At 74.8% G+C, this 25014-nt stretch carries 19 protein-coding genes and 1 pseudogene; 9 read left to right on the top strand and 11 right to left on the bottom strand.

Annotation, left to right across the window (positions count from 1 at the left end):
* Nucleotides 1–16 precede the first annotated feature (16 nt).
* From ACIQCH_RS10715 to ACIQCH_RS10725, 3 genes are all read right to left on the bottom strand, one after another.
* Nucleotides 17–613, bottom strand: a complete 597-nt coding sequence (locus ACIQCH_RS10715) for a hypothetical protein (protein WP_402580144.1) — start codon at nt 611–613, stop codon at nt 17–19.
* A 204-nt stretch (nt 614–817) separates the two neighbouring features.
* On the bottom strand, nt 818–1444 hold the full coding sequence (locus ACIQCH_RS10720; protein ID WP_402580146.1) for a hypothetical protein: 627 nt from the start codon (nt 1442–1444) through the stop codon (nt 818–820).
* Nucleotides 1445–1574: 130 nt separating this feature from the next.
* Nucleotides 1575–1931, bottom strand: coding sequence for a peptidoglycan-binding protein (locus tag ACIQCH_RS10725; RefSeq protein ID WP_402580148.1), 357 nt, complete (start codon nt 1929–1931; stop codon nt 1575–1577).
* A gap of 741 nt (nt 1932–2672) precedes the next feature.
* Here ACIQCH_RS10725 and ACIQCH_RS10730 point away from each other — a divergent pair.
* The 7 genes from ACIQCH_RS10730 (at nt 2673) to ACIQCH_RS10760 (ending at nt 12225) form a co-directional block, all read left to right on the top strand.
* Nucleotides 2673–3617 (top strand): hypothetical protein, encoded by a 945-nt coding sequence (locus tag ACIQCH_RS10730; protein WP_402580150.1) that lies wholly within the window; start codon nt 2673–2675, stop codon nt 3615–3617.
* A 159-nt stretch (nt 3618–3776) separates the two neighbouring features.
* Complete coding sequence (locus ACIQCH_RS10735) at nt 3777–4544, top strand: hypothetical protein (RefSeq protein ID WP_402580152.1); 768 nt, start codon at nt 3777–3779, stop codon at nt 4542–4544.
* The gene (locus tag ACIQCH_RS10740; protein ID WP_402580154.1) at nt 4541–6493 is read left to right on the top strand and encodes a hypothetical protein; all 1953 of its coding nucleotides are present in this window, start codon (nt 4541–4543) and stop codon (nt 6491–6493) included. Before ACIQCH_RS10735 ends, ACIQCH_RS10740 begins: the two co-directional genes overlap by 4 nt.
* Before the next feature lie 135 nt (nt 6494–6628).
* A complete protein-coding gene (locus ACIQCH_RS10745; RefSeq protein WP_402580156.1) occupies nt 6629–8056 on the top strand; it encodes a hypothetical protein in 1428 nt (475 codons plus the stop codon).
* 17 nt (nt 8057–8073) lie between these two features.
* Entirely contained in the window at nt 8074–9534 is a 1461-nt protein-coding gene (locus ACIQCH_RS10750; RefSeq protein WP_402580158.1) for a hypothetical protein, read from the top strand.
* Between the two features lie 4 nt (nt 9535–9538).
* Nucleotides 9539–10825, top strand: a complete 1287-nt coding sequence (locus tag ACIQCH_RS10755; protein ID WP_402580160.1) for a CHAT domain-containing protein — start codon at nt 9539–9541, stop codon at nt 10823–10825.
* Complete coding sequence (locus ACIQCH_RS10760; protein ID WP_402580162.1) at nt 10822–12225, top strand: hypothetical protein; 1404 nt, start codon at nt 10822–10824, stop codon at nt 12223–12225. The genes ACIQCH_RS10755 and ACIQCH_RS10760 overlap by 4 nt, the downstream gene beginning before the upstream one ends.
* Nucleotides 12226–12302: 77 nt before the next feature.
* Here ACIQCH_RS10760 and ACIQCH_RS10765 read toward each other — a convergent pair whose 3' ends face one another.
* Complete coding sequence (locus ACIQCH_RS10765; protein ID WP_402580164.1) at nt 12303–12530, bottom strand: hypothetical protein; 228 nt, start codon at nt 12528–12530, stop codon at nt 12303–12305.
* A 2294-nt stretch (nt 12531–14824) separates the two neighbouring features.
* Between ACIQCH_RS10765 and ACIQCH_RS10770 the strand changes: the two genes are divergently transcribed.
* Complete coding sequence (locus tag ACIQCH_RS10770; protein ID WP_402580166.1) at nt 14825–15451, top strand: hypothetical protein; 627 nt, start codon at nt 14825–14827, stop codon at nt 15449–15451.
* Between the two features lie 240 nt (nt 15452–15691).
* On the opposite strand, the gene ACIQCH_RS10775 is transcribed toward ACIQCH_RS10770, so the two are convergent.
* Nucleotides 15692–16051, bottom strand: a complete 360-nt coding sequence (locus ACIQCH_RS10775) for a DUF6221 family protein (RefSeq protein WP_402580168.1) — start codon at nt 16049–16051, stop codon at nt 15692–15694.
* A gap of 607 nt (nt 16052–16658) precedes the next feature.
* Here ACIQCH_RS10775 and ACIQCH_RS10780 point away from each other — a divergent pair.
* Nucleotides 16659–17471 (top strand): SDR family NAD(P)-dependent oxidoreductase, encoded by an 813-nt coding sequence (locus ACIQCH_RS10780; RefSeq protein WP_402580170.1) that lies wholly within the window; start codon nt 16659–16661, stop codon nt 17469–17471.
* On the opposite strand, the gene ACIQCH_RS10785 is transcribed toward ACIQCH_RS10780, so the two are convergent.
* The 6 genes and pseudogenes from ACIQCH_RS10785 to ACIQCH_RS10810 form a co-directional block, all read right to left on the bottom strand.
* Nucleotides 17365–18720 carry an MFS transporter gene (locus ACIQCH_RS10785; RefSeq protein ID WP_402580172.1) on the bottom strand — a complete coding sequence of 452 codons (1356 nt, stop codon included), beginning with the start codon at nt 18718–18720 and terminating at the stop codon, nt 17365–17367. The genes ACIQCH_RS10780 and ACIQCH_RS10785 overlap by 107 nt on opposite strands.
* 79 nt (nt 18721–18799) lie before the next feature.
* Nucleotides 18800–20497, bottom strand: a complete 1698-nt coding sequence (locus tag ACIQCH_RS10790) for a hypothetical protein (protein ID WP_402580174.1) — start codon at nt 20495–20497, stop codon at nt 18800–18802.
* A gap of 65 nt (nt 20498–20562) precedes the next feature.
* Entirely contained in the window at nt 20563–21222 is a 660-nt protein-coding gene (locus ACIQCH_RS10795; protein WP_402580175.1) for an IS607 family transposase, read from the bottom strand.
* A 72-nt stretch (nt 21223–21294) separates the two neighbouring features.
* Nucleotides 21295–22971, bottom strand: coding sequence for an MFS transporter (locus ACIQCH_RS10800; protein ID WP_402580177.1), 1677 nt, complete (start codon nt 22969–22971; stop codon nt 21295–21297).
* 105 nt (nt 22972–23076) lie between these two features.
* On the bottom strand, nt 23077–24411 hold the full coding sequence (locus tag ACIQCH_RS10805; RefSeq protein WP_402580179.1) for a chloride channel protein: 1335 nt from the start codon (nt 24409–24411) through the stop codon (nt 23077–23079).
* A 354-nt stretch (nt 24412–24765) separates the two neighbouring features.
* A pseudogene (locus tag ACIQCH_RS10810) lies at nt 24766–25014 on the bottom strand (DUF1269 domain-containing protein); the annotation flags it as partial.

The raw sequence follows: 25014 nt of genomic DNA on the forward strand, positions 1-25014 counted from the left end.
CGAGCATGGCACGTGCCTACGGGGCGGGCCGGCTCCGGCTCCGCGCCCGGTCGTTGAACCAGGCGCCCGCTCCGACCAGTACGGCCGCCGCCAGGCCGTAAACGGGCAGCCACAGGGTCGTCGTGGCGGCCAGGCACTGCTCGACGGCCGCGCCGCCCTGGGCCCGCTGCGCCGCCGCCAGGGCCGCGTCGTCCTTGCCGGCCAGCCCTCCCAGGGCCGCCTCGGTCTGGAGCACCTGGTACCGGCCCAGGAACGCGCAGTCGGCGCGGGTCCCGGGCATCGGGAACAGCCAGGCCTGGCGCTGCAACAGGGGCGCGAGCGCGATCGCCACGCACAGGCCGACGACCAGGGCGTACGCGACCAGGCCGCGCACGTACGCCGAGCGGATGGCCGGGGTCCACCGGGCCCGGCGCTGGAAGGCGAGCATCACCGCGAGGAGCGTCAGGCCGATGTACGTGGCGAACCACTGCCACGAGCCCTGGGCGAGGGCGAAGGTCAGCACCGCGGCCAGTCCGATGCCGATCACGCCGGGAGCGGGAACGCCGTCCCCCGCGGTGGCGGTGGCGGTGGGGGTCGCGGGGGACGGGGCGGCTCGAAGGCTGCGATCGCTCACGCGCTACTCCTGCCAGAGGGGACGGCACCAGCTTCCCCCGCTGGGCGCGGGCGCCTCCGGCCGCCATGCCGCAGCGGCCGGGCACCCCGCCCGGATGGCCCGCGCCGTGCGGCGCACGCTGTCCGGCGGGTGCTGTCCGGCGGGTGCTGTCCGGCGGGGCGCCCGGCGCCGAGCCGCCCGTCGGTCGGCCGAGCGCCGGCCGCGTCAGCCGCGGCCCACCGCGGCGACGAAGGCGTCGGCCTCCCCGGGATGGGAAGCCAGGACGGCCACCCAGGAACCGTCCGCGAACTCGACGCGCATCCGCGACCGCTGCACGAGGCCCTTGGCGTCGCGGTGCAGGCCCGTCAGAACGGACCGCGGCACCTCCCAGGCCGGCTCCCAGCGCGGCGTACTGCGCCACAGCGGGGTCAGGTCGCTCAGCGCGAAGCAGCGGCGGTCGGTGACCGCGAGCAGGCCCGACCGCGCGCCGCGGGCCCTGGACCGGGCGACGAGGAACTGCCCGGCGGTGCCGTGCCAGCCACCACCGAGGGCCGCGCCGTGCATCATCCGCGTCCCCAGCTCGTCGAGTACGTCCGGGGCCCGGTCGAACGCGTTCGCCGCCGCGGCCGGCGCCGAACGCCTCGGGTCCAGGACGCGGGAGCGCAAGACGGCGGCCACGGGCCCCGGCAGGCTGCGCTCGATCTGCCGTCCGAGCGCCGACGGGGGCGGGGGACCGACCAGGGCCTCCGGCGGTGTCGGGGCGCCCGGTGCCGGCTCGTACGAGGAGACGGCGACGAGGCGCTCGCCGGGGTGCAGGAACGACCGTGCCTGCTCGTGACGCTCCTGGTTCAACGGTCGGTGCTCCTGCTCGTCGTCGGGATGCGGGACATCGAACGGCGATTTTACGCCAAAGTGACGGGACGTCACCGGTGGCTGGGCGGCGGTGGTACGGGGTGCCGTCGTGGCCGACGCCCGGCGGACTTCAGCAGATGTAGCGGGCGGCGTTGCTCCAGCGGTTCAGCAGGTTCCAGGTGATGGGGCCGACGATGCCGTCGACGTCGATGTTCATGCAGTCCTTGCCCTGGAACTCGATCACCTTGTCGTAGGTCTTCTGGCCGAAGATCCCGTCCACCTCGAGGTTGGACCACCGGATGGTGCGGTTCAGTTCGCACTGGAGGGCCATGACGGCGGGGCCACGGTCGCCGTACTCGAGCATCGGCTGCTCGGTGCTGTGGTTCGAGCAGACCCCGCCGGGCTGGGCGGCGGAGGCCACCGGCGCGGTGGTGAAACCGAGGCCGACGAGCAGGGCGGTGGTGCCGAGGGCGGCGAGCTTGCGCATGGAGGTGCTGCTCCTGGGTCGTGTGGGATCAGTGGCCGGACCGGCGGCCGCGGACGGCCGCCGACGCGGTTCCCGGCCCGTCGGTGCTCGACGGTTCCGGTGCCGCGGGCGCCTCCCCTCCCCGGTCGCGGACCACGACGACCGCGACGACCGCGGCCCCCGGGGGGATGGGGGCCGCGGAGAGCGGGGAGGAGAGGCGCGGAACCGGGCGGCTCGGCCGGCCCGGTGCGCAGCGGTCAGGACTGTTCCACAGCCGGGATCGGCGGGGCAACAGGCGGGCGTCCCGGGTGGACGGCAGGCCGTCCCTCCCGGAGTGATCTCCGTCCCAGGTCGTTGACCTGCGGGTTCTCGCGGCGACGGGCCGAGTCGTGGGACGGCGTCGGGGAGCGGGAGCAGTACGTGGCCCACGCCCCGCCGGGGAAGGAACGTACGCCCGGCGGGCCGGTGGGACGGGCGGCGGGACGGCCGCCGGGACGGGCGGGACGTGTCCCGCGGTACGTGGGACGGGGACCCCTGCGGACACGGACGCCACGCGGATTCCGGGACGGACGGGAAGGGCCGGGATCAGGCCCGGGCCCTGCGCGGGGTCCGCGACCGGCTCCCGTACCCCGGACGGTCCGTCAGGAGACTTCCCGTCGCACGGGGTACGCCGGCGCACGGCCGGGCGTAGCGTGGGCCCTCCGAGGGGGGACGGTCCGGGTCGGAACGGCGGCGGACCGCCGATCGGGGAGGGGGTCGCGGATGCCCGCGAGCACGCGCCGCACACCACGCCGCACGTCCGGCAACACGGCGCGGCACACCGCCGCACCGCCCCGCACGTCGGAAGCCCGCGCCCGGCGCCTGCGCCACCTCGGCCGCGGCGGCCCGGTGCTGGCCGCGGTCCTCGTCCTGGCCGCCTGCTCCGGGACGGATCGCGACCCGGACGCAGGACCGACCGTCACCGCGGCGACCTCTGCCGAACCGTCCGCTTCCGCCGCACCGTCCGCCACCGCGGAGGCGTCCCCCACGGCGGCCCCCGCGACCACCCCCGCCACGCCCACCGAGAGTTCCGAGGACGACACCGACGCCCCCTCCGAGCCGCCGGGGCAGGGCACCAGCGGCGCGCAGTCCTTGTGGGGAACCCGCTACCAGGGCACGGCGGAGGTGAGCGTCGACGCGTACGACTCCTGCGGAGCCGGCGGCTCACGCCACTTCGCGGGCACGCGCACGTACTCCGTGCCCGCCACGCTCGACCTGAGCCGCCCGCGCGAAGGCGGCGGGCAGAGCGAGGACAACCCCTTCTCGCTCGTCCTCACGGTCGGTGCCCCCACCCAGGCGGGCGCCCTGTCCCTGTGGTCCGCCGGCGTCGGCACCGGCTCGGGGCAGGACCTGGCCGGCAACCCCCGCGACCCCCGGGTCCTGCTCGTCTACTGGGACCTGGACTGGGAGGGCGGCCGGCTGACCGGACGGCTCACCGACACCCACGCGGCCGAGGGAACCACGCTGAACCTGCTCAACTGGCCCGGCCCGCTGGTCCCCTGCCGACCGGACCTCGGGACCCTCCCGGGCGGCTTCCCGCACGCGGTCGACACCGGCACGACCATCGAGGGCGACCTCGACGCCCGCGGCGCCTCCCTCACCGTGAAGGGCAGCACCGTGCAGGACTCCGAGGAGTTCGGTCTCCGCTTCACCGCGTCCCCCAAGTGACCCGCACGGTACGGGCCCCGCGGCCCGCACCCGGGCCACGGCGCACGGAGGGGACGCGGCCGCACGGCCGCCGGACGCCGGCACTCCTCACCACACCCGGGACGCCGACGGCCCCACGCGACCGCCGGCGGCCCGACGGACGAAAGGGCACGACAGGACATGGACGCCGAGGCACACCACCCCGCGACGGGCGGCGAGGAGGTCCTCGACCGCTGGGGCCGCAGGATCGCCCTGCTGCTGGCCCCCGACGAACGCGACTACGCCGCCCTGATCACCCGCACGTACGCGGCCGGCGGCGCGCCGCGCCGCGAGCTCCTGGCGACGGGAGGCCACGCCCCCGGCGGTGCCGGGGGCGGGCTCGCCACGCTCCTCCCGGACCTGCTCGACGCCCTCGCGTACGGCGCCGACGCAGTGCGGGCGGTGCTGCGCAGCCAGGAGTTCACCAGCATCCTCGCCGCGACGGCCCTCCTCGCCGGCCTCCACGAGCAGCGCGCACAGCGGTCCCGCGACGGTACGCCCGGCGCGGGTGCGGCCCCCGCCGCACCGGGCCCGTCCGCACCGGAGCCGCCCGCCCCGGCCTCCGGTGCCCCCGCCCCCGGCACCCCCGCCCCGGCCGCCCCTCCCCGCGCAGCAGCCGCCCCGCCCGGAGCCCTGGAGGCTGCCGCCCGATTACGGGACCGGCTCCTCGCCCGCGGCGTGCCGAACCCCACCGCGGAGCAGCTCGCCTGCGCACTCGTCGCCGAACTCGCCGCGGACCGCGACCCGTCCGACGCCATCGCCTTCCTCGACCGCCTCGTCGCCCACGAGCCGGCGGCCGCACCGGCCACCGCACCGTCCAGGAGCGGTCGGGCCGCCGCCCTCCGCAGCCGGTTGGACCGACTGCGCCGCCGCCGTCCCGGCCGGGCCGAAGACGCCCCCGCCGGATGAACCCCGACGGCAACCCCGACTCCCACCGCAACGGCAACCCCACGCGCCACGGGAACCGCAACGGCGACCGCCCTCCACACCCCGGCGGCCCGACCCCCCGCCCCGCACCCGCCGCGAACCCGTCCCACGCGGGCCCACCGCCCTGGCTCTGGCTGCTCTTCGCCCTCTACCTCGTCCGGGCCCCCGCCCTGGCCCGCTGGTGGACCGACCGGGCCGCGGACCTCCTGGGCCACGGCGCGTACCCCTCCCGACTCGCCACCTCCGGCGGCTTCCTGACGCTCGTCGCCCTGTCCGCCGTACAGCTGATGCCGGTCGTCCACGTCCTGGCCGGGGTGCTCGGCGCGCTCCTGCCGGGCGTACGCCGTCGCTCCGTGGAACGGCGCTACGGCCTGCTCCCGCCCGCCGCCCCCGTACTGGCCGAGGGACGCGAGGTGCTGGACGAGATCGCCCGCTTCCTGGCGGACCACGCGCCCCGCACCGAACTGCAGGTCAACCCCGTGCGCCGGGACCAGATCGCCCGCGTGTACCCGGGCGGCCCGCGCTCCACCCGGATCGCGGCCTTCGAGCCGCTCCTGGTGCTGTGGCGCCGCGACCGGGGCGCGGCCGGGGCCGTCCTCCTGCACGAACTCGGCCACCGGCGAGCCGGCGAACAGCACCTGGCCGGCATCGGCAGCCCGTTCCCGGCGCTGGTGCGCCGGTGGCCGTACGTCTTCGCGCTGTGCGCACTGCTCCCCGTGGTGACGCTGTTCCTCACCGCCGGTCCCGCCGCCGGCCTGATGCCGGCGCAACTCCTCGTCGTCGTCCTCGCGGTGCCGCACGCCCTGCTGGTCCCGGTCTGCGCCCTGTGGACGGCGGAACTCGCCGCCGACCGCCACGCCGCCACCGTCGGCGGGCCCGAGAACCTGCGCCGGGCGCTGGAGCACATCGCCGCCACCGCCCCGCGCGGCACCGCCCGGCTCCACCACCCACCCCTCCGGCTGCGGCAGTGGTTCGCCGCACGGACCGGCCGCCCCACGGCGGACCTGCTCCTCCTCGCCGCACTCCCCGCGGCGCTCCTCGCGGACCTGGCCCTCGCTCTGGTCGGCGCCGTACCCGCCTACCACCTGCTCGGGGCGACCTGGTCCGACGCCTGGTGGACGGCGCTGGTCCTGGCCCGCCGGCAGCTCGCCGCCGGCCTCCCGTGGGGGCCGGTACTCGCCGTGCTGCTCCTGTGGCCCCTGCTGACCACGGCCTCCCGCCTCCGGCGCAGGCCCGTCCACCCCGGCACGCCGACCGGCACACGGATCGCCCGGCCCGTCTGGACGGCAGCGGCCCTGCTCCCGGCCGCCGCACTCCTGCTGGGCCACCTGCCCACCACCGACCACGAAGCCCGGGCCGGTACGCAGCCCCCCTGGCCCGCCTCGCCCCCGACGACGACGTCGTCGGCCGCGCCGACGCCCTGCCCGACGCCCTCCCCGCCCAGCCCCCCACAGCGGCCCAGGGGCCTGCCGTCCCTGACCCTGCCCACCGCGAACGGACCCGCCGGCCCCCAACCGGACCGCACGGCACGCTCCTTCCGCACGGCCCGGGTCACGGCCGCCGTACCGCTGATCGGTGGCCCGGCGCGCACCCGCACCGAGGCGGACCGTCTCGCCCGCGTCACCTGGACGCTGCACCCCGACGGCACGCTCACCGCTTCGGAAGGCGGAGGCGTCGCCCCCTTGCGGTTGCGGCCCACCGCCGCCCGTGGCACCGCCCGCCTGCTGACCGGCTCGCACAGCACGAGCACGGCCGTGAGCGTGACCACGACCTGGGCCGACGCCCGTCTCGTCCTCTCCCCGGGCCGCCCCCCGGAGCTCACCCTCCTCCGCGCCACCACCGCGATCGCCCACGCCGTCGTCAACTGCCGCGCCTTCGACGCGACCACCACCGTCGCGGCCCGCTACACCCTGACCCTCACCCCACCCTGACCGCCCGTCCGGTGCCGGCCTCCGCCACCTGACCGCGCGGGCACGGGCCTGGTTTGCCCTACCCGTCAGTGGGGTGAAGCATGGAAGAGGAAGGTCGCGGCTCCGCGGTGCACACGTACGTGCAGGGAGGTCGTCATGGCCGGTCCCTTCGAACACATCCCCATGGACGGTGGCGGCTCGGCCGACCTCTACCTGCTGCGCTACGACGACCAGGGGCGGTTGCGCAGCCCGGAGGCGGCGGCGGAGGTCAGGGCCCGGGTGCAGGACCCCGGGGACGTGACCGACGTCTTCTGCTTCGCCCACGGCTGGAACAACGTCTTCGCCCAGGCCCTCGACCGCTACCGGGGCTTCGCGACCGGGTTCGTCACCCAGGGCGCCGCCTTCGGCATACCGAAGCCGGCGCCGTACCGCCCGCTGCTGGTGGGTGCCGTCTGGCCCTCCACCAGCTTCGTCATGCCCTGGGAGGCCGGGCCGCAGATCGCCGCCGACCCGGACCCGTTCGGCCGGCAGGCGGCCGAGGTCGAGGAGCTCCTGGAGCTGGTCACCTCGTCGCTGGAACCGGCCCGGGACCAGGAGTTCACCGAGGCCGTCGACGGCCGCCGGGCCGTGGACGCGGCCACGGCCGAGCGGATCGCCGAGATCGCGATCGAGGCACTGCGCGCCGGCCCGGACCCCGACGACGGCTCACCGCCCCCGCAGCCCGAGGACCTCCTCGAGGCCTGGGCCGCCCTCGACGCTCTGGCCCGCGACGGGGGCGCGGGCGCCGGCGGAGCCCCCGGGTCCCCTCCCGACGGAGCCCCCGGGACCCCCGGGGACGGCGCGGCCGGGGACCCCGGCGCGGCACCCATCGGCTTCGGCACCATCGGCGACCACCCCCACGAGGCCCAACCGGGCGCGGCCGGCCTCGACTTCGACCCGCGCGACCTCCTGCGCATGGCCACGGTCTGGAAGATGAAGGCCCGGGCCGGCACGGTCGGCGCCCACGGCCTCGGCCCCCTCGTCGAACACGTCCTCACGCACAGCGCCGCCCGACTGCACCTGATCGGGCACTCCTTCGGCGCCCGCGTCGTCCTGTCCGCCCTGACGACCGCCGCCGCGCCGCGGCCGGCGCACTGCGTACTGCTCCTCCAGCCCGCGGTCAACCGGTGGTGCTTCGCACCCCACGTCGCCGGAACCCAGCGGGCCGGCGGCTTCCACGGCGTGCTGGACAAGGTCACCCGGCCGCTCATGACCACCTTCTCCTCCCACGACGCCCCGCTGACCAGGTTCTTCCACCTCGCCATGCGCGGCAGCCACCTCGGAGAGCCCGACTTCGCCGGCGTCGGCAACACCGACCTGTACGGGGCCCTCGGCGGCTTCGGCCCGGCCGGCCTGACCGGACTCGCCGTGGAGGAGAAGGCGGCGGTCCCCGGCGAGGGCCGCTACCCGCTGGCCGGCGGGGCCCGCGTCATCGCCGTCGACGGCGGGGTCGACATCAACGGCCTGCCCGCCATCTCCGGCCACGGCGACATCAGCAACCCCGTGACCTGGTGGGCCCTGCACGACCTCACCCGCCCCGACTGACCGGCTCGGGAACGACCATGGCCATGATCCTCATCGAGAGGTGGCACCTCGCGGTGCTACAGGTCCGGCTCGACCTCTCCGGCCCCGAGCCCGCCGTCACGGCGGACGTGTTCGGCTACCCGGACGGCGTCCAGCAGACCTACGCCGAGCTCACCCTGCCCCTCGCCGCCTACGGCCTCTCCGAAGGCATGCACCCGCCCGACCGCGCACGCGTCCCCGACCAGGTGTCGGCCACCGTCCGCCGGGTCGTGCACGAGGAGCTCGGCGGCGAGGCCGCCCTGTGGCTGCGCCTCGTCCCCCCGTACGGGTACCTCGGTGCCGTCCCCTGGGAGCGGGAGCTCGTCCCCGCGACGGAGCGGCCCCTGCTGCGCGTCCCCGACCGGCTTCCGGAGGGCGCGGACCCCGGCGCCGCCTGGAGCGTGGCGATCGCCGTCAACGCCGCCCCGGGCAGCACGTGGGCGGGCAGGTACGTGAGCGGCCTGATCCTGAGCCTGGAGCATGCGGTCCTCGCCCCCCTGGACGTGCACGTGTTCGCCGACCGGGAGACCCACGACGAACTCCGCGCACGGTTCAGGGGAACGGTGCACGAGCGCGTGCTCCACGACCCGTCGGAGGCCCTGCCGGCGTCCCGGGAGCGCACCCTGCGCGGAGTGCCCCAGTTCCGCCGGCCGGGGCGGTCCGCGGCACGGCGCGCCGAGAGCTCCCTGGTGTGGGGGGACTGGATCGCCGCAGGCCTGGGCTCCCGGGCCGTACGGGCCCTGCACCTCGTCGCCGACGCGTCCTTCGACGGCAACCGCCCGCTGCTGGCCGTGAGCGCGGACCCCGGGTCGCCCCACGGCCCGCACGGCTGCGCGTACGTGGGCGGCGACGCGGTCCGGCTGCTGGCGGACACCCTCGGGGCCTCGGCCCTCTCCGTCGGGTCACCACCCGGCAACCCGTACGACACGGCGACCCGGATCCTCGCCGACGGCATCGGCCTGGAGCGGGCCGGCCCGACCTTCTACAGCGACCTGTCGGCGGACCCGGACGGCGAAGCCCTGGCCGAAGCACACGCCTACGTCGCCGCCCCCGGCGGCGGCGGGCGGATCCCCACCGCCCCTTCCCTCTTCGCGTACCTGCAGCCCGACCGGGTACGGGGCTCCCTGCACGACGCGTGGCCCGACCCCGAGCCGCCGGACCGGTCCTGGCTCGGCGGGCGCGCCGACGTCGACGGCTCGGAGACCAGTCTCGAACTCGTGCCGGGCGCGTTGGGTGCGGTGGCGGGTCAGGAGGTCGCCGCCCGGTACGCATCCGTCGCCGAGGTGCCCGGCTGGGTCGCCGCGAGCGAGCGGTACCTGGAGGCGAAGGCGGCCGAGGTCCTGGAGACGGCCGCGGTCCCCGGCGAGACGCCCGGGATGAAGCAGGCGTACGACCGGGGCACCGCACTGGCCCTGGCGGAACTGCGCGCGTTCGTCGACCGCAGGACCGGGGAGGCGTGAGGCGATGCGTACGGTGGTGAGCTTCGCGCCGCTCGGACAGGGCACCACCCTGACGCTGGTGGAGGCCCCGGGCTCGATCCCGGGCGCCGGCACCTCCGAGTTCACCGAACTCCCCGTACCCGTGGGGACGCTGGTCCAGCGCGGCACGGTGCTGCGCGACCTCCTCGCGCTGCACTCGTCCGTCGGCCAGGGCATGGCCAGTGCGGTCGCCCTGCCGGCGGGGGCCCCGCCGAACCCGATCTACTTCCACGTCGTCTCCGAACGGGCCGACGAACTGGCATGGGAGGAGCTCTTCGACCCCGAGAACGGCTTCCTCGCCCTGGACTCCCGCTGGCCCATCGGCCGGATCGCCAAGGTGGTCCGACCCGTGCCGGCCCGCTCCTTCGTCCCGCCGCTGCGGATCGTCGCCGTGCTGTCCGCGGCACGGGAGGACGGGACCAAGCAGCTGCAGGGTCTGCTCCGGGCGGCGACCACGCCCGCCGCCGCCTCGATCGGAGTGCACGTCCACGTCATCAGCGCCCAGCAGGCGGTCCTGGACGCCGTGCACGCGGCAGGCCTGGCGGAGGTCACCGCCGAGGTACTGCCGGCCACCGCTCCGGAGCTCGAGAGCCGCATCACCGCGGCGCGGCCGCACCTGCTGCACCTGCTCTGCCACGGCGGCGCGGTCGCCGGCGTACGCACCCTCGCCTTCGCCCACACCGGAGACTTCGAAGCCGAGGCACCGACCGGCTCGGTCCTGCTCAAACTGCCCCAACTGGTCAGCGTCCTCAAGCCCTCCGCCGCCTGGCTGGTCGTCCTGTGCGCCTGCCAGAGCGCCCAGGCCACCGACGGCCCCGCGCTCGCCCACGACCTCGTCTCGAACGGGATCGCCGCGGTCGCCGGCATGCGCCGCATGGTGGACCTGCACGACACCGACCGCTTCTGCGCGGCCCTGTACCCGGAGGTCGTCGCGGCCGTCGGGCGCGCGGTCACCACCGGGGCGCAGGAGGCACGGGAGATCGACTGGGCGGCGGCCTTCACCGCCCCGCGCGTCGTGCTCGCCGGTGCCGACCCGGAGCAGTTCGACGCCTGGACCGACCCCGTCCTGTACGTCCAGCGCGACCCCCTCCGGGTGTTCCCCGGCTCGCCGACGCTCTCGCCCGCCGCCTTCGCGACCCTGCGCGGCGTCCTCGACTTCTGGGAGGAGTTCATGGCCCGCCTCGACCCGGCCACCGCCGACCCGGCACTGCTCGCCCACGCGGAGGCGCAGATCGCCGCCGTCCGCGCACAGCTCGCCGAGGAGGGGCCGTGACGACGCTGCCGCAGGAGCTGTTCCTGAACGCCTGGACCGGGACGCAGGCCGCGCACGGCGCACTGGCCCCCACGGCCGTGAGCTGGGGCGCGCGCCCGCAGGGGCTGCCGCGCTCGCAGAAGGTCCTGCCCTTCGAACCCCCCGTGCCCGTGACCCGGTGGTCCCACCCCGACATCGGGTACGGCGTCCTGATCCCCGACGACGACTCGCCGGGCCTCACCCCCGCCCAGAAGGCCGCGGGCGTGGACGCGCCCGAGCCCGTGCGCGCCCTGCTGGCCGCCCGCGAGGGCAGCGTGCTGCTGCGCTGGCGGGACCGGCCCGAGGGCGACCGGTTCCTGCGCCGCTACTTCCCGGACGGGTCCGCTCAGGACCCGGCCATCGGCATGTCGACCTTCGGCGTGGGCAAGGACCGGCTGCCCATGTACGTCGCGATCGTCGGCGGACCCGAGGCCATCCCGTGGTCGGTCCAGTACTCCCTCGGAACCCGGCACGCCGTCGGGCGCATCCCGCTCGAGGGCGAGGGCCTCGCCCACTACGTCGACGCCCTGATCGGCGACTGGCCGGGGACCACGACCGCCTTCGACCGGGCGCTCGTGTGGACGGTGGACCTCAGCCCGACGGACATGACCAACCTCATGCGCCAGGTGATCACCCAGCCGCTGACCGACAAGCTGGTGCCGCCGCCGCTCACCGACCTGCGGCAGCTGGCCGGTGACGCGGCCACCACCACCGCCCTCCTCACCGCGCTCGAAGAGTCCCGGCCGGGCCTGGTGGTGACCTCCGGCCACGGTCAGGTCTCGCCCCTGGACGACCCCGCCGCCCTGCGGGCCGCCCTCGGCCTGCCGGTCGACCAGCACCTGACCCCCGTTCCGCTCGACGCCCTGGCCGCCGGCCTGCCCAGCGGCTGCGTGTGGTTCGCGCAGGCCTGCTGCTCGGCCGGCGGAGCCGGCCGGAGCCTGTACGAGACGCTGCTCGATCCGGACGGCTCGGCGTTCGCGACCGTGGCGGCGGTGGCCGGGCTCGGCCCGGTGGTGGCTCCGGCGGCCCTGGCGGCGCTGGGCCGCGAACACCCCGTACGCGCCGTGGTCGGGCACGTCGAGCCGACGTTCAGCTGGACCCTCACGGTGGAGGAGACCGGTCAACGGCTCGGCGGACGCATCGTCTCGGCCCTCACCCAACAGCTGTACTCCGGAGTCCCGCTGGCCCAGGCCTTCGCCGAGTACCGCGCCGAGATCGGCCAGCTGCACACCAACTGGCACGCCCTGAGCGACCTCCTCGCCGGTGGCGACCTCGACGTCCGCGCGGAGATGACCCGCATCCGCCTCTCCGCCATCGACCGCCAGAGCCTGGTCCTCCTCGGCGACCCGACGGTCACCCTCCCCGCCCTCTTCCCGGGCTGAGCCCGGACCGTCCGATCCCGATCCAGCCACGCAGGACCGGGGAGCGGACGTGCTGCCCGCGGGGCGCCGGGGTCGGCTCAGTGGAGGTACTTGTACGTGGTGTCCGTCTCGGCGCCGCCGCTCATCCCGGCGGCGCCGGTCGCGTCGTAGTGCCTGCGCACCTGCCGGGCCTCGGCCGTGCGCCGCTGCTCGATCAGCAGCCCTTCCGCCGTGTCCGTGCGGGTGGTGCCCCTCCGGCCCACGACCACCACCAGGACCACGGCCGCGCACACCAGGCCCAGCAGGAGTATCCCGACGTCGATCATTCCGTCCCCCTCGTGATCGTGAAGGACCAGGCGCATCGACCCCCGAGGCTGGTCCCGGGACAGAGTCTGATCCGCGGAAGGCGGCCGAATCAATCCATCTGAGCAAGAGTTGAGGGGCGCCACGGCCCCGGATGCTTCCGTCCGACGCCCGTCCCCGCTGCGCCGGCTGACGGCTTCCGGACGCTCGCGTCCCCGCACGGGAAGCGGGCAGCGGACGTCGCCTGCGCGTCGTCCGCCCGCCTGCGCGTCGTCGCCCGGGCGACGGCGGGAGCCGGAGGCAGTGCGAAGGGGCGTGAACCGGGGCATCCCGATCGCTCGTTCAGCAGGCACGAGTTAGGCCGATGTGTTGATAAGACTGCCCGCCCCGCGGGCGGGTGCACCTGCGATTCAAGATCGCTGGGGGAGGCTCGTCCCGCGACCGGAGCGGCGGTGGTCCGGTCCGACGTACCTTTCCCAAGGAGCGCTTCATGAGTCGTGAGAACCGGACCAAGGCCGCCTGCCTCGGCCCCTTGCCCCGGAACAGGGCCTGGCTGGCGGGTGGCGCCCTGGCCTCGCTCTCCCTCGTACTGGCCGGCGTCGTCAGCCCCTTCGCGGTCGCGGCGGTGCGGGTCGGACCGGAGGCGGCCGCGGCTCGCGCGGCCGGCGGCGTGGGCGACTGCAGGAAGAGCCCGCGTCCCCAGCACCCGGGCGGGCCGCTGCAGCCGTGGCCGCGGGGTGGCGGCGACGGCGACGACCACGACAGGTGCGCCGGCAGCACGGGTCCCACGGGTCCCAAGGGTGCGACCGGTCCGAAGGGCGACACCGGCGCGACGGGCCCGACCGGCCCAGCGGGCGGCGGGTCTGCCGGCGCGACCGGACCACAGGGCCCGGCCGGCGTCACGGGCCCCACCGGCCCCACGGGTGCCACCGGTCAGCAGGGCCCGACAGGCCCGGCAGGCGGCGGCACGGGTACGACCGGCCCGACCGGCCCGCCGGGTACGACGGGTGCCACCGGCGTGACGGGCACGACGGGGCAGCAGGGCGATGTGGGTGCGACGGGTGCGACGGGTGCGACCGGTGTCACGGGTCCGCAGGGTCCGGCCGGCGACGGCACCGGCTCGACGGGTCCCACCGGCTCCACGGGCGTAACGGGCGCGTCGGGCGCCACCGGTCCGCAGGGCGAGCCCGGTCCGACTGGTGCCACGGGTGCGACAGGCGCAACGGGTGACACGGGTCCGACTGGTGGTGCCGGCTCGACTGGTGCGACGGGCCTTACGGGTGCCACGGGTGAGACCGGCCCGACAGGTGCGTCTGGGCCTACGGGTGTCACCGGCGCGACGGGCGTGACGGGCCCGCAGGGTGAGCCCGGTCCCACAGGAGCGGCCGGCGTCACTGGTGCGACCGGCGCGACTGGCGACACGGGTTCGGCGGGTCCTACGGGTGTCACCGGTGATACGGGCCCGACCGGCGCGACGGGCGTGACGGGTCCGCAGGGTGAGACCGGCCCTACCGGTCCCACGGGCGTGACGGGTGCCACGGGTGATACGGGTCCGACTGGTCCCACGGGCGCCACTGGTGACACGGGTCCGACCGGTGCCACCGGTGCCACTGGTGACACGGGTCCCACGGGTGCGACGGGCGTGACGGGTCCGCAGGGTGAGATCGGTCCTACCGGTCCCACGGGCGTGACGGGTGCCACGGGTGATACGGGTCCGACTGGTCCCACGGGCGCCACTGGTGACACGGGTCCGACCGGTGCCACCGGTGCCACTGGTGACACGGGTCCCACGGGTGCGACGGGCGTGACGGGTCCGCAGGGTGAGATCGGTCCTACCGGTCCCACGGGCGTGACGGGTGCCACGGGTGATACGGGTCCGACTGGTCCCACGGGCGCCACTGGTGACACGGGTCCGACCGGTGCCACTGGTGACACGGGTCCCACGGGTGCGACGGGCGTGACAGGTCCGCAGGGTGACACGGGTCCGACCGGTGCCACTGGTGACACGGGTCCCACGGGTGCGACGGGCGTGACCGGTCCGCGGGGTGAGATCGGTCCTACCGGTCCCACGGGCGTGACGGGTGCCACGGGTGATACGGGTCCGACGGGTGCCACCGGTGATACGGGCCCGACCGGCGCGACGGGCGTGACGGGTCCGCAGGGTGAGATCGGTCCTACCGGTCCCACGGGCGTGACGGGTGCCACGGGTGATACGGGCCCGACGGGCGCGACTGGTGTCACGGGTGAGACTGGTACTACGGGTGATACGGGTCCGACTGGTCCCACGGGCGCGACCGGTGTCACAGGAGCCACGGGCGTGACGGGCGTGACGGGCGCGACTGGTGCCACTGGTGCCACTGGTGCGACGGGCACGGGTGCCACCGGTGTCACGGGTCCGACCGGCGTCACGGGCGTGACCGGGTCGACCGGCGCGACAGGTGCGGCCGGTGCGACGGGCACGGGTGCCACCGGTGTCACGGGTCCGACCGGCGTCACGGGCGCGACCGGTACGACCGGGGCCACCGGTCCGGCGGGTGCCACGGGCGCGACCGGAGCCTGTGACGACATCGACACCATCGTCCCGGGGAGCAACGGGCAGTTCGGCGCGGCGATCAGGAACGGCATGGTCTACGGCGGTCGGGGCCCGGCCGGCGGCGGGACCATCGCCTGGCAGAACCTGAGCACGCTGCCCGGCTACCCCGCGACCGGAGGTCCCTTCTGCTCCGTCGCCATCGGGGCCCAGGGCAACGACGCGTGGATCAGGTTGATGTCCAACAGCGGACAGGTCTACCAGCTCCACGTGGCCATCAACGGCTCGGCCTTCACCCCGGACGCCACTGGTTGGACGCTGAACGGGCCGCTCCCGGCCGTGCAGCTCCGCAGTGCCCACGCCGGCCCGGTGTCCAGGGGGCTGTCCTTCGGGTACGCCCCGAACGTCACCTGACCTGCCGTACGAGCACCACCCGCAGCACCACCACGAGGGTCCAACGGCCCGTGGCGCCCCTGGGGACCAGCCCCGGGGGCGGCCCGGGCCGGCGGCCACCTCGGCAGACCACGGCCGGAGCAGGGGGCGGCTCCGGCCGCTCCGGCGCACCCGGGTCGCCGTGTGCCTGCCCCCGCGGACGCCGGGACGGACACCGGCACGCCTGCTCCGCCCGGGATGCAGCGGCGGTGCCCGACGCCCTCACGGCCGCCACTCGTCCCTGTAGCCGGGGTGCCCGGCGTAGGGCAGCGCCAGGACGCGCAGGGACCATTCCGAGGTCACGGGGGGCGGCGCGAACCGGGCGCCCGTGTCGTCGTGCAACCAGCGCCGCCCGTCGGCCTCGTGCACCGGACCCATCCAGCGGAGGCTGCACGACCCCGTGAAGGTGTGCTCCGTGGGGCATCCTGCCCCGCAAGCGGCATTGGAGGCGTCGAGCAACAGGCGCGTCGCGTAGACCTGGGCCAGCAGGCGCGACGCGCTCCAACACCGTTCCGGAGTCGCGCGGGCGCTGCGCTCGTCGTCGTCGAGGCAGCCGCGCAGGAACCGCACGAGGTCGTCCACCCCGCCAGTATGACCGCGCCTCCCCGGCGACCTGCAGGAAGTCGCCGAAGTACCCGTACGCGCACCCCTGCCCAGCGGACCGCGCCGCCACCTCCCACTCCCGCGCGGCAGGCCGAGGCCTCCCGTCCAGATCTCCGGCACTCGCCCGCCCTGCCGAGTAGGCATCGGGCGGGTCCGGGGATGCGCGAGCGGACGACGGAGGACTCACCGAAGGCCTGCCGGCCATGAAGCGACGCCCCGTCACGATCGGCGAGCCGCACGAGCCGACTGTCGCCGAGCACGCGGCTCGCGACCAGGTTCGCCGACGGGCCGACGGCATGACGCACCACCAGGCCGCCGCGGCCTTGGAGGCCGCCGGACGCGCGCTGCCGGGAACCTGGCCGACGCCGACGCCGACGCCGACGCCGACGCCGACGCCGGCACTCGCGCCGAGGTGGCGGAAGGGCAGCGGATCACCGACCTGCTCGTCGGCCTCGGGCGGCCCGTACTCGACGGAGTCGGACGCCTCACGCGTCGACTCTGGCCGGTTTCGTGCCCCACGGCACCACCCCGGTCGTGACATTCTCGCCGGCGAGCGCGCCGTGCCCGCCACGAAAGGACCCCCGCCATGCCCGTTGCCCTGATCACAGGTGCCAGCTCCGGAATCGGCGAGGAGTTCGCCCGCCAGCTCGCCGCGACCCACGACCTCGTCCTGGTGGCCCGCGACGTGGCCAAGCTGGAGCGGCTCGGGGAGCAGTTGCTCGACACCCACGGCACGCGCGTGGAGGTGCTCGGCGCCGACGTGTCCACCAGGACCGGACGCGAGCCGGTCCTGGCCCGGCTCGCCGACCGGGACGACCCGGTCGACCTCCTCGTGAACAACGCCGGCATGGGCTACGCCACCGGCGCCTCCCGCAACCCCGTCGACGACGAGATGTACATGCTGGAGGTCAACGCCGTCGCCAAGGTCCACTTCTCCCTCACGGCCGTCCAGGCGATGCTCGCGCGCGGCAGCGGCGGCATCATCAACGTGGCCAGCGTCTGCGGCATCGCCCCCGCGTGGGTCGACTCCCTCTACGGCACCAGCACCGCCACCGTCCTGCGGCACACCGAGGAGATGGCCTACAGCAAGGCCCTGCGCACGTCCGACGTGAAGATCATGGCGCTGTGCCCCGGCGACGTGCTGACGGACTTCAACAACCGGGCCGGCATCCCCAACCGGACGGACTGGGGATGGGTCGACGTGGGCGTCCTCGTCCGCGTCGCCCTGGCCGACCTCCGCAGGGGCAAGGTGGTCTCGGTCCCGACGGCCCGCTACAAGCTCCTGTCCTCCCTCATGAAGATCTTCCCGAACAGCTGGTCGAGGATGTACGGCTACGACCTCGGGCAGCAGCGTCCCGAGCTCCCGGACGCCGCGCAGCGCTCCTCCTCAACCGGCTGAGGAGTCCACCGCCGCCTCCCCGGCCGCGGCGGGGCAGGAGCAGCGGGGTCGTCAGCAGCAGCAGCAGGCCGGCCAGGCCGAGGGCGGTGCGGGGGCCGAGGACGGCGCCCAGGACGCCCCAGGCGGCGGTGAGCACCGCGGTAGCGGCCTTGGTCGTCACCCCCCAGGCCGACAGGGCGCGGGCGAGGCGGTCGGTCGGGGTGTGCTGCGGGCGGTACGTGGCCTGGACGGGATTGAAGACCGCGCAGCAGAAGATCAGGGCCGACTCGACGCCCATGACCAGTGCCAGTCCCGGGGCGCCCGGCCGTACGAAGGCCAGGCCGAGGGGCCACAGCGCGCGCAGCGTCCCGGCGGTGACCAGGACCCGGTCCTGCCCGAACCGGGTGACCAGCGGCCTGGCCAGCTGCGCGCCGAGGAGACCGGCGACCGAGGGTACGGCGAAGGCGAGGCCGTACTGCCAGGGCGTGAACCCGAGCCGGCCGAGCATGAGGACCGCGAGCAGGGGTTCGGTGGCCATGAGCAGACCGTTGAACAGCGCGGTGTTGAGGAACAGCGGACGCAGCGTCGGATCGCCGAGGACGTACCGCCAGCCCTCGAGCAGGTCCCCGGCCCGCGTGCGCGTGGCCTCCCGGCGCGCCGGGCGCGGCTCGTGCCCGCGCATCGCCCGGATACCGAGGGCCGAGAGCAGGTAACTGACGGCGTCGGCAAGGACCGTCACCACCGGGCCCAGGAGCCCGATCGCGGCGCCCCCCAGGGGCGGCCCGACGATGGTGGTCGTCCAGGCCGTGGACTCGAACCGGGCGTTGGCCACGAGCAGGTCGTCGGCCGGCAGCAGCGTCTTGAGGTGGGCGCCGGAGGCGGCGCGGAAGGTGATGTCGGCCGCGGCGACGACGACCGAGACCAGCAGGAGCTGGAGGAAGGTGAGCGCGCCGAGCGCGTACCCCGCCGGGATCGTCAGCAGCGCCGCGCACCGCACCAGGTCCATCGTGATCATCAGGGGCCGCTTGCGGCGGAACTCCGTCCACGGGCCCAGCGGCACCGCCAGTGCGGCACCCGCCGCCGCCCCGACCGAGGCGAGGGCAGCGACCTGGGCGGGTCCGGCGTGCAGGACCTGGACGGCGATCAGCGGGAACGCGCCGAAGGCGAGCCAGGTGCCGAGCGCACTGGCCCCGTACGCTCCCCACAGCCACCCGAAATCCCGCCCCAGCCGGGGCCCGCGCCCGCGTCCGAACCGTTGCCGGCTCCTCATCCCGTGACGCCCCTCACCCGCACCCTGCCACGCGACCGGTCCGGGAACCGGACGCACCGAAGCGGGCACCCTACCGTTCTTAGCGATGTTGGCCGTTGTTGGCCGAATCGCATGAAACCGGACTGGTCCGGTGACCCCGCGAACGGTGTTCGGGGTCTGGGAGCAGCGCGAGTTGGCCACTGCGGTCCGGTCGAGTCTTGCCGCCCGTGGTGGGCGTGCTCGCTGTCCTGGGTGGGTTCGCGGTCCCACGCGCCGCCGGGATGGGCAGGGCCTGGCCGGTAGCTCTCCGCGCGACGATCCTCTGGTCGTGTGCGGTCACACCTGGCCGACGCCGTGCTCGATGCCCGAGGGCGCGTCTGCCGATGGTCACCGATGCGCCGTGGTGGCGGGTGACCGTGGTCTGCCGGTTCTGCTTCTGGATCGGGGCCTTCCAGTACCTGTCGCCCCAGATGGAGGTGTAGGCGGGGTCGACGGCGATCACGACGAGCCCGGCATGGAAGGCCATCGAGCGCAGACGCTCACGGAAGCGGGCGGTGGGGATGCCGGCGACGGTGCGGCGGAACTTCTTCCCCCTCGCGCCGCGGTCCATGGTCTCGCGTCCGGTGGCGCGGGCGTCGTCGAAGCCGAGGTTCTCGATCGCGATTCCCGCGCAGTGGTGGGTACGGGCGACGCGGAGCAGTTCGGAGATCGCGGCCCGCAGCCGGCCGTCCCGTCGGCTCGTCGGGCCGGTCAGGTCGAGGGGGACGGTGACCGGGGCGCCGATGGGGTTGCCGTGGGTGTCGAGGACGTAGGCGGCGAGGTGGTCTGCGTTCAGGTCGACGCCAAGGAGGTTGCCGCCGCCCGCGCGGATCTCGTCCGGGGTGGGGAGGGTGGCGGGCTCGGCGCCCCAGGAGGCATCGAGGTACCAGCGGTCACGGCACGGGTCGTGGACGAAGTCGTAGCGGACGGCCCGGTCCGCGGTCGCCCGGTCCAGCCATTCCTCACGGCGGTGGTGGAAGGCGGTGGTGAAGGAGAACCGGTAGCGGCCCCGAGGCGCGTTCGCCAGATGCCGCAAAGGCTCGGGCAGCACCATCGTCACCTCGCCCGCCTCCGGGTGAACGGTGATGGTGTAGTTGCCGTACGGGGCGCCGGACTCACCGTCAGCGGTGAGGGACAGCCGCTCGGACTCCCACCGTGTACGCCACTGCTCCTCGGTGAGCTGCGCGTCCGCGAGGCCGTGGCGGGTCTTGAGCAGGCGTCGGCCGCCGATGACGATCGACGGGCGTCCGGCCTCGATACGGCGCTCGACGGCCGCGAGGCGGCCCTTGAGGACCTGGAGGCGGCGCTGCTTCTCGAACCGCTCGGCCTGGCTCCGGTAGCCGCGCGTCCCACTCCTGGAGCGCTGCCCGCACGGGGCGGCCAGCCGCTTCTCGACGGTGCGCACGGCCCGGCGCAGGGACGCGCGCTCGTCGAACAGGGCACGCATGGAGAGCTGGTACTGATCTTCGCTGGCCCGGGTCATCGCGCCGGCCCAGCGGGAGGAGGACACCGCCGTGAGGGACTTCTTGCGCGGGGCGCGCTGGTTGTCCTTCGCCGCGACCTTGCCCAGGCTGATGCGCTCGGCAAGGTCGGTCCGCTGATGACGGCCGAGGTGCTCTCCGACCATGCGCAGCACATGCGCGTCCCTCGCGTCGGCCTTGGCGCGGTCGCGTATGCGGGCGCCGGTCGGAGCGGAAACGGTGAAGGGGTTCGTGATCGTGCGGAGTTCACGCTTCTTACTGCTGCGCTTCCTCGCCACGATCACGCCCCCTCCGGATCTGCCCCCAACCAACAAGGAAAATGCTACACATGGCCAACCATGGCCTACAAATCACCTTCTCCAGTAGTGGACTTCACCGCCGCCGTCAACGCGCGGGCCTTCGCCGACCGCGCCCCGTACAGCCGTCCCGAGAAGGAGGTGACGACGGCGAGCATGTCCCGGACCAAGTCCCCCTCCTCGCTCCCGTCCAGCTCCTCATCTCCGCCCACGATCTCCAGCCGGCACCCCCACGACGGCAACACCACCTCCGCCAGCAAGCCGGTCCCGAACCTGGCCAGCCGCTCATCGTGCGTCACCAGCAGCGAAGTCACCCCCTCGGCCTGGCACGCACGCAGCGCCCGCCGCATCCCCTTTCGCTTCTCCGACAGCCCCGAGGCGACATCGGTGAACTCGCCCACAATCAGCCGTTCCCCCGCGGCCTGGCGCAGTCGGTCCATCTGACGCTCCAGATCCCCTTCGGCGCGCTGGCGGTGCGAGGACACCCGCCCGTACAGCACCACACCCCCAGACGCCGGCACCACCGCACTACCCCGCCGCCGCGCAAGCGCGTCCAGATCCCCAACCCGGAACACCCGACGCCCGCCCGGCGAACGCCGGTCCTCCAGCACCCCCTCCAGGGTGTAGCGGCGCAGCGTCCGCGTGGACACCCCCAACCGCTTCGCCGCCTTGCCCGCAGAGACCCAGTCCCCAGCTTCGTCACTCATGTGGCGGACTGTATGACCCACCGTGGCCTACAACCGAATCAACTGCTGCCAACCCGACGCGGGGGAGGCGGATCAGGCCGGGCTTCCGGGCCCGTCCGGGTCGGGCGCGGGGGCCCCGGTGTCGCCGGCGGGGTCGGTGTCGGCGCGCGGCGGCGTGGTGGGGATGCGCTGGGTGAAGAACAGCGCGATGACGGAGGTGAGCGAGAGCACGGCGAGGGCTGCGCGCAGGCCGTCGAGCCGGGCCTCCTCGTTCGCGTCCAGCGCGGCCTGCGCGGTCTCGGGCGGGACGCCGGCGTCGTCCATCGCCGTCTGGAGCTGGGCGTCGGAGAGGAACGGCGCGCCGCCCGCGAGCTGATGGGTGGCCTGGCTCTTCACCTCGTCGGGAAGGGCGGGGTTCGCCTGGATGCTGGTGAGGAACGAGCTGGTCAGCGCGGTGATCATGATGGAGCCGGCGAGTGCGGTGCCGATCGAGGCGCCGAGGTTGGTGACGGCGTTCTGCAGGCCGCCGACCTCGGCGCTCTGCCGGTCGGGGACGGCCGAGACGGTCACGGCACCGAGCTGCGAGGCCAGGGCGCCCATGCCGGCGCCGATCAGCAGCAGCGGCACGGTGACGATCTCGGGGCCCGCGCCGACGTCCAGCGCCGCCATCAGGACGACCGCCCCCGCCAGGAGGCCGAAGATCCCGACCCGGACGACGCGCCGCGGCGAGGCGTTCGGGAGGAGCCGGGGGATCAGCGTGGCCGCGGCGAGCAGGGACACGGACAGCGGCAGCAGCCGGGCGCCGGTCGCCAGGGCGGACAGCCCGAGCGCCACCGACAGGTACAGGGGGACGATGAAGAACACGCCCATCTGGACCAGGTACTGGAAGAACAGCGCGGTCAGCCCGCCGGTGAGCTGCCGGTTGCGCAGGAACTCCGGCTGGACGAGGGTGTCCTGGCCGCGGCGGTCCAGCCGCGCCTCCCAGCGCAGGAAGATCCACACCAGGAGCAGGCCGGTGAGCATCAGCCAGACGACCGGCGAGACGCCCAGCCAGACCGGGGCGCCGGGCTTGACCCTGAACCATCCCCACTCGCCCGCGCGCAGCACGCCGAAGACGAAGGTTCCCAGACCGGCGGCCGACAGGACGGCGCCGACCAGGTCGAACCGCGGGCGCTCGGTGGCCGGGGCGTCGGCCAGGCGGCGGGCGAGCACCAGGATCACCAGGACGAGCACGACCTCGCCCGCGAACACCCAGCGCCAGGAGAAGTACGTGGTGGCGAGGCCGCCGACCAGGGGGCCGACCGCGATCGCAATCGCACCGGCGGCCGCGACGAGCCCGTACGCGGTGGGCCGGCGCTCGGGAGGGAAGTTGCCCGCCACCAGGGCGACGATGGCCGGCAGGATCAGCGCCGCGCCCACGCCCTCGAGGAAGGACCAACCCACCAGGAGCACCGTCAGGTTGGGAGCGAGAGCGGTGGTCAAGGACCCGCAGCCGTAGATGACACAGCCGATCATGAACGCGCGCCGGCGGCCGATGAGCGTACCGACCTTGCCGCCCGGGATCATGAACATGGCCATGACCAGGGTGTAGGCGGTGATCGCGCCCTGGATGCCCGTCACGGTCGTGCCGACGTCCTCGGCCACGGTCGCGATGGAGACGTTCATGACCGAGCTGTCGAGCGCCATCAGGAACTGACCGGCGGCGAGCGTCAGGAGTACCAGGGAGGCCGGTGCCGAAGCGGACGCGGAAGCGCCTGCGCGTGATGCCATGAACGATCATTCTGGCACCGGCCGCACCACCCGCCGCGGTCCCGCCCGCCCCGGCGCGTCGCCGGTCCGCCCCGCGGGCCCTGTCGGTCGGACGGTGCCCCGGAGTCAGGGCCGTTGCGGTGCGGGGCCTTGTGCGGGGCCCTGCGCGGGAGTCTGCGCGGGGCCGGCGGGCTGCGCGGCCGGGGCGGTGGGGAGCCGGGGTCCGGGCGGGAGGAGCTCGGCGATGACGAACGAGATGACCGCGGCGAGGACGACGAGGGCGACGGTCTCGACGTTGCCGACGAGGAGCACGACGAGGACGACGCTGCTGACGGGCACGCGGAGGGCGGCGCTGACGGAGGCGGCCATCCCGGCCGCCATGGCGGGCACCAGCCCGAAACCGGGCAGCGGGGCGACCAGGGCGCCCATCGCCCCGCCGAGGAAGAGGGCGGGGAAGACGGGACCGCCGCGCATGCTGCCCAGACACAGGCTGTACGCCATCGACTTGAAGACCAGGACGGCGACGAGGGCGCCCACCGACCACGCCTCGGGGTTCTGGGCGAGCTCGTTGAGGGTCTGCTCACCGGAGAGGGCGGCCTCGGCGGGGGAGCGGCCGGTGGCCAGGGCGTAGAGGGTGATGCACACACCCGCGCCGAAGGCGCACAGGACCGTGTTGCGCACGGTGTTCTTGGCGGTGAAGAGCACCGTGTAGCGGCCGCCGGTGAAGATGAAGTGGACGAGGACCGCGAGCACCGGGGCGAGGAGGAGGACCCACACCAGATCGGGCCAGTCCAGCGGCGGCGGCGTGGGCAGGCCGGTGTCCAGGCTGCCGGTCTCCAGCCCCGTCCAGTGGACGAAACCCGTGAAGATGAGGTCACCCACACCACTGGCCAGCAGGGCCGGCAGCATGACCGCGAACAGCTGGGGCCCGCCCACTCCCGCGACCTCCATCAGCAGGATCGCACCGACCACGGGGTTGCCGAAGAGTGCGGAGATGGCGGCCGCCGCTCCGGCGGCGCCGAGGATCTCCTTCGTCGTCGGGGTGTCCGGGACGCGGATCAGATGGGCCAGGAAGAGCGCGAGCCCGCCGCCGAAGGCGATCAGGGGTGCCTCGGGACCCAGGACGGTACCGAGGGGCAGGCCGACCAGCGCGGCGATCACGACCCCGGGCAGCGCCTGCTTGCTCATCCCGCCCGAGTGCAGTCCGCCCGCCGGGATGTGCCCGCCCCGCCCCGGCATGTACGTGACGACCAGACCCACGACGAGTCCGGCCACCGCCATCGGTCCCAGCGCCCACCACCAGGGAGCCTGGTCCCACCCCAGGTCCTCGGGCCACTCGAACCAGACCAGCTGCTGCAACTTGTGGATCGAGACCAGGAACCAGAACGCGAACAGCGCCACCGGCAGACCGAGCAGCCCGCACAGCACCAGCGTCCGGCGGTACGGCGGCCGGCGCAGCATGGTCCGCAGCAGGTCGGCCTCCTGGGGCTGCCCGCCGTGCGCGCCTGCGGAAGGACTGGGAGGTGTCGTCGTGGCGATGGGGTCCTCCTCGAGCTGTCTCGCCGTGCCCGGCGGCCGGGCCGCGGGGATGACCCGGGCACGCCCCGGGGGCGCGCCGTCGGTCTCCCCGCGCCACAGGAGCGTGCCCGACCGGCTCGCGCCTGCGCCGTGTGGCGCGCCGTACGGGCCCGCCAATCAGGTCGTTCACCGCCCGCGCGGCCCGGCGCCGCACGGCAGCGGCGAGTGGACCCCGGCTGCGGCGGCGGTGGCGTGCCGTCAGCCCCGGACCGCGGTCCGGGGCTGACGGCACTCGTCTCACGGGGTGGTCGTTTCGGCTGCTTCTGCGGCGTCGAGTGCGGCGAGGACGGCTTGGATGTGGAGGCGGCCGGAGGCGACGAGTTGGGCGCCGCTGCGGCGGAGGGCGGTGGCGAAGGGGGCGGCCCAGAGGTTTTCGTAGACGAGGAGGCCTGCGGAGTTGCCGGGTTCGACGGCGGTGGCGGCTTCTTCGAGTTCGTCTTGGCCGAGGATGCCGGAGTGGACGCCGTCGAAGACGGTGAGGTCGAG

The sequence above is a fragment of the Streptomyces sp. NPDC093225 genome, from assembly GCF_044753805.1.
Taxonomy (GTDB): Bacteria; Actinomycetota; Actinomycetes; order Streptomycetales; family Streptomycetaceae; genus Streptomyces.

Bases quoted from the DNA above. Each gene is read 5' to 3' on its own strand.
- ACIQCH_RS10735 (WP_402580152.1), top strand. From the start codon at position 3,777: ATGGACGCCGAGGCACACCACCCCGCGACGGGCGGCGAGGAGGTCCTC.
- ACIQCH_RS10785 (WP_402580172.1), bottom strand. From the start codon at position 18,720: ATGAGGAGCCGGCAACGGTTCGGACGCGGGCGCGGGCCCCGGCTGGGG.
- ACIQCH_RS10740 (WP_402580154.1), top strand. From the start codon at position 4,541: ATGAACCCCGACGGCAACCCCGACTCCCACCGCAACGGCAACCCCACG.
- ACIQCH_RS10765 (WP_402580164.1), bottom strand. From the start codon at position 12,530: ATGATCGACGTCGGGATACTCCTGCTGGGCCTGGTGTGCGCGGCCGTG.
- ACIQCH_RS10755 (WP_402580160.1), top strand. From the start codon at position 9,539: ATGCGTACGGTGGTGAGCTTCGCGCCGCTCGGACAGGGCACCACCCTG.
- ACIQCH_RS10745 (WP_402580156.1), top strand. From the start codon at position 6,629: ATGGCCGGTCCCTTCGAACACATCCCCATGGACGGTGGCGGCTCGGCC.
- ACIQCH_RS10805 (WP_402580179.1), bottom strand. From the start codon at position 24,411: ATGCTGCGCCGGCCGCCGTACCGCCGGACGCTGGTGCTGTGCGGGCTG.
- ACIQCH_RS10730 (WP_402580150.1), top strand. From the start codon at position 2,673: ATGCCCGCGAGCACGCGCCGCACACCACGCCGCACGTCCGGCAACACG.
- ACIQCH_RS10725 (WP_402580148.1), bottom strand. From the start codon at position 1,931: ATGCGCAAGCTCGCCGCCCTCGGCACCACCGCCCTGCTCGTCGGCCTC.
- ACIQCH_RS10795 (WP_402580175.1), bottom strand. From the start codon at position 21,222: ATGAGTGACGAAGCTGGGGACTGGGTCTCTGCGGGCAAGGCGGCGAAG.
- ACIQCH_RS10750 (WP_402580158.1), top strand. From the start codon at position 8,074: ATGGCCATGATCCTCATCGAGAGGTGGCACCTCGCGGTGCTACAGGTC.
- ACIQCH_RS10800 (WP_402580177.1), bottom strand. From the start codon at position 22,971: ATGGCATCACGCGCAGGCGCTTCCGCGTCCGCTTCGGCACCGGCCTCC.
- ACIQCH_RS10780 (WP_402580170.1), top strand. From the start codon at position 16,659: ATGCCCGTTGCCCTGATCACAGGTGCCAGCTCCGGAATCGGCGAGGAG.